At 71.6% G+C, this 4,106-nt stretch carries 4 protein-coding genes and 1 pseudogene; 3 read left to right on the forward strand and 2 right to left on the reverse strand.

Features of this window, described 5'->3' with window-relative positions:
• Both ACFQ87_RS44910 and ACFQ87_RS44915 read right to left on the reverse strand, forming a co-directional pair.
• Window positions 1–113, reverse strand: a pseudogene (locus tag ACFQ87_RS44910) (electron transfer flavoprotein subunit beta); the annotation flags it as partial.
• A gap of 263 nt (window positions 114–376) precedes the next feature.
• Entirely contained in the window at window positions 377–790 is a 414-nt protein-coding gene (locus tag ACFQ87_RS44915; protein ID WP_380616828.1) for a thioredoxin family protein, read from the reverse strand.
• A 209-nt stretch (window positions 791–999) separates the two neighbouring features.
• Between ACFQ87_RS44915 and ACFQ87_RS44920 the strand changes: the two genes are divergently transcribed.
• From ACFQ87_RS44920 to ACFQ87_RS44930, 3 genes are all read left to right on the forward strand, one after another.
• A complete protein-coding gene (locus tag ACFQ87_RS44920; RefSeq protein ID WP_380616829.1) occupies window positions 1,000–1,425 on the forward strand; it encodes a DUF4395 domain-containing protein in 426 nt (141 codons plus the stop codon).
• A gap of 278 nt (window positions 1,426–1,703) precedes the next feature.
• Window positions 1,704–2,474, forward strand: coding sequence for a lysophospholipid acyltransferase family protein (locus ACFQ87_RS44925; protein ID WP_380616830.1), 771 nt, complete (start codon window positions 1,704–1,706; stop codon window positions 2,472–2,474).
• 178 nt (window positions 2,475–2,652) lie between these two features.
• On the forward strand, window positions 2,653–4,008 hold the full coding sequence (locus ACFQ87_RS44930) for a TolB family protein (protein ID WP_380616831.1): 1,356 nt from the start codon (window positions 2,653–2,655) through the stop codon (window positions 4,006–4,008).
• Window positions 4,009–4,106 lie beyond the last annotated feature (98 nt).

Genomic DNA, 4,106 nt, shown 5'->3' on the forward strand with positions numbered 1-4,106 from the left:
TCCGACAGGAGGCCGTCCACGCCCTCCCGGTCGGTGGTGTGGTCGTCCGCGAAACGACGGTCACCCGTCGCGTCCGGCACGTACTTCACACAGACAACGATCCTCAAGCTCACGGCCTGTCTCCTGTACTGGTCTCGTCCGGCGGCTGCGGTGGTGCAAACGGGCGCGACACACCACGCACCCGCTCCGGGCAGCGAGTTTCCCGTGCCGGTCCGGAACTCCCTGGCAGCATACTCGCCAGTATCTCAGTGGTCACTACTGGCCAGTAGCTTACGCCGGGACGGCTGCACTGCCGCTTGCGCCCATCCTGCACCAGGCGGGCGTGGACTCCACCCCACGGGGTGGCGCAGACCGGCGCGCGAGCCCCCGCCGGCCCTCAGACCGCCTGCCCCAGCGCCGCGATCACATCCGCCCTGCGCGGCATCCCCGCGGCCCGGCGCACCACCCGGCCACCCGCGTCCAACACCAGGACGGTCGGCGTCCGCAGCACCTCCAGCCGACGGACCAGCTCCAGCTGCGCCTCGGCGTCCACCTCGATGTGCGCGACCCCGTCGACCATCCCCGCCACCTCGGCGAGTACCCGCCGGGTGGCCCGGCACGGCTGGCAGAAGGCGGTGGAGAACTGCACCAACGTCGCCCGCTCACCGAGCGGCCCTCCCAGGTCGGCCTCCGACAGCCGTATCGCCTCGTCCTTGGTGCGCACCCTCAGCCTTCCGTCTCGCCCGACCCGCAGCAGACCGAACGTGGCCGCCGCCGCCAGCACGACAACGCACACCACCGATCCGGTCATCCCTCCAGTCTGCGGCAGCGCGCGCGACCGCCGAAAGAATGGTCGACCGCCGGCGCCGGGCCCGCGTACGATCGGCCGGTGGATTCCGAGCGCACCGCACCGCCGTTGCTGACCTCCCGTCGCGTCGTCGATCTGGGGCGGGCCACCACCTCCCGCTGACATCGACGCGCCCCGCCGCAGCCGTCCGTCGCGACCCTCCCGGAGCCCCCGTGCAGACCGACCTCCGCGGTCCCCGCTTCTCCTCCGCACTCACCGCCATCGTCCTGGCAGCCGTCCTGATCACCGGCAGCGGCCTCCTACTCGCCGCCCAGGCCCTGGTCTTCGCGCTCAGCACCTGCGGCGGGTTGCGGCTCTCCCCGTACGGCCTGTTGTTCCGGGCCTTCGTCCTCCCCCGGCTGGCACCGCCCACCGCGACCGAGGACGAGCGGCCACTGCGCTTCGCGCAGGGCGTCGGCCTGGTCTTCGCCTCCGTGGGCACCCTCGGCTACCTCACGGAAGTCACCTGGCTCGGCCTGCTGGCCACCGCCTTCGCCCTGACCGCGGCCTTCCTGAACGCCGCCTTCGGCTACTGCCTGGGCTGCGAGATGTACCCGATCGTCCGGCGCGCCCAGGGCCGCCTCGGCGCCGGGGCCTGACCAGCACCGCCGCACCGCCGCCGCACCCACCGCCGCGCGCGCCGCACCGCCGGGGTCGGGGTCGGGGACCGGAAAGGTTCCCGGCCCGATTCATCACGGAGATCACACCGCGAATATTCGCTGGACCGCACGCCTCAGGTGACAGCAGGCACCCGTTCGGGGGATCATCTCCGTGTATCACCCGTGACCGCCGCGGCGTGCCGTGCTCCGGTCGGCCCCCTCGCAACGGCGCGGGTACCGCCGTACCGGGCTCCGGCCCGTGGAAGTCAGGACTGACCGTGGCAGAGTTCGTCTACCCGCCGGTGATCGGCGCCGCACTCACCGCCTTCCGTGCGCTCGACGTGCGGATCAAGATCGTGGGTGCCGAGCACATCCCCGCCAAGGGCGGCGCGGTGCTGGTCAGCAATCACATCAGCTACCTGGACTTCCTCTTCGCCGGCCTCGGCGCCTACCGCGGCGGCAAGCGCAAGACCCGGTTCATGGCCAAGGACGACGTCTTCAAGCACGGCATCTCCGGCCCCCTGATGCGCGGCATGAAGCACATCCCGGTCGACCGCACCGACGGCCAGCCCGCCTACGAGGCCGCCGTGCGCGCCCTCAAGGCCGGCGAGGTCGTCGGGGTGTTCCCCGAGGCGACCATCAGCCGCTCGTTCATGCTGAAGAAGTTCAAGACCGGCGCCGCGCGGATGGCCGCCGACTCCGGCACCCCGCTGCTGCCCGTCGTGCTCTGGGGCACCCAGCAGCTCTGGACCAAGGGCCGCCCGAAGACCCTCACCAAGCGCCACGTCCCGGTGACGATCATGATCGGCGAACCGATTCGCCTGGGCCCGGACGACAAGCCCGTCATGGTCACCAGAAAGCTGCGCGCCGCCATGAGCGAGATGCTCGACCAGGCCCAGCGCCAGTACCCCGGCAAGCCCTCCGGGCCGGACGACACCTGGTGGCAGCCCGCCCACCTCGGTGGCACCGCACCCACCCTGAAGGTCGCCGAGGCCGAGGACGAGGCGGAGGCCCTCGCCAAGGCCGAGCGCCGCGCCGCCCGGGGCTGACCGAATCCCACCTCCTACTCCGCGCGACCGAGTGAACTCGCTCCGTCGCGTGTCGCCCGGCCGCCGACCCTCTCCTTCTGACACAGTGACAGCTCCTTCCAGGGGCCTCCGCCCCGGATCTACTCCTTGATCCGAGACGGAGCACACGTCGGAGCGGTCGGAAAGGTCGGAGACGGAGATGGCACGGATCACCGGCACAGGGCAGTCCCCCACGAGCAGGGCCCGCACCCGCGCAACCGCCGGTGCGGGCCTTCTGCTTCTGGGCACCCTGCTCACCGGCTGCGGGGCCGAGCCCGGGGAGATCCCGCTGTCCGAGATCCGCCCGGAGTCCCCCACCGCCACCCCCCAGCCGACCCCTTCCGCAACCCCCGGTGTGGTCGGCGCCGCGGCCGCCACCCCCGCGCACAACGGACTGATCGTCAGCCGGGCCTACACCGACGCCCGCCGCACCACCAGCGCCATCGTCACCCTCGCCCCCGACGGCACCGCCCAGCAGCAGGTCACCCAGCCACCCGACCGCGCCCGCGACGACCGCCCCGACTGGTCCCCCGACGGCAGTGCCATCGCCTTCGACCGATCCGATCCGCAGAGCGGCGCCGCCCGTCTCTGGACGGTCTCCGCCACCGGCGACAACGCCCGCCAGATCAGCCAACTCTGCGACACCAGCAGCGGAACCGCCGACTGCGCCAACGAGGACGAGCGCGCCCCCGCCTACTCTCCGGACGGCAAGCAGCTCGCCTTCAGCCGCTCCTGGGGTGCCCTCGACCAGGCCCACGCCAACCAGGTCCAGTACTCGGACCTCTACCTGATGAGCCCCGACGGCACCAACGTCCAGCGGCTCACCTTCCTCACCAACGACAAGCCGTACTCCGGTGCCGTCAGCAACCCCAGCTGGTCCCCCGACGGCAAGCAACTCACCTTCGAGTACCGCACCAGCGAGACCGGACAGCCCGCAAACAGCCGCGCCATCTACATCGTCAGCGCCGACGGCACCGGGCTCCGCCAGCTCACCCCCTGGGAACTGCGCGCCGGCGACCGCGCGAGCTGGTCCCCCGATGGCACTCAGATCCTCTTCACCACCTACCCGGCGGGCCCCGACAACGTCCCCGGCGGCGGCATCTACACCGTCCACCCCGACGGCAGCGCCATCGGCGCCCTCACCTCCGCCCCCTCCAACTCCTCCTACGGCACCGCCGCCTACGCGCCCGACGGCAAGTCCATCGTCTTCACCCAGGCCTCCGCGGGCTCCGGCCCCGACCTCTACACCATGCGGCCGGACGGTACGGGCGTCGCCCGGCTCACCAACAGCGGCGAAAAGTGGCTCGGCCGGCCTGCTTGGGGAACGGCAGCGGTGCCGGTACAGGCATCCCAGACACCGCAGGAACCGCAGGAACCGCAGGTATCCCAGACGCCCCAGGCATCTCAGACACCTCAGGCGCCCCAGTCGAATACCCCGACGGCATCTGCCGAGGCGACGCCGACTCAGGCACAGGGGCAGCCGAACGACCGGGAGGAAAACCTCCAGGACCACTGAGCCGAAACGCGAAAAGGCCCCACCCGGAAACCGGGTGGGGCCTTCTCTGAATGATTGTTCGGCGGCGTCCTACTCTCCCACAGGGTCCCCCCTGCAGT

The organism is Kitasatospora sp. NPDC056531 (genome assembly GCF_042794375.1).
Taxonomy (GTDB): Bacteria; Actinomycetota; Actinomycetes; order Streptomycetales; family Streptomycetaceae; genus Kitasatospora.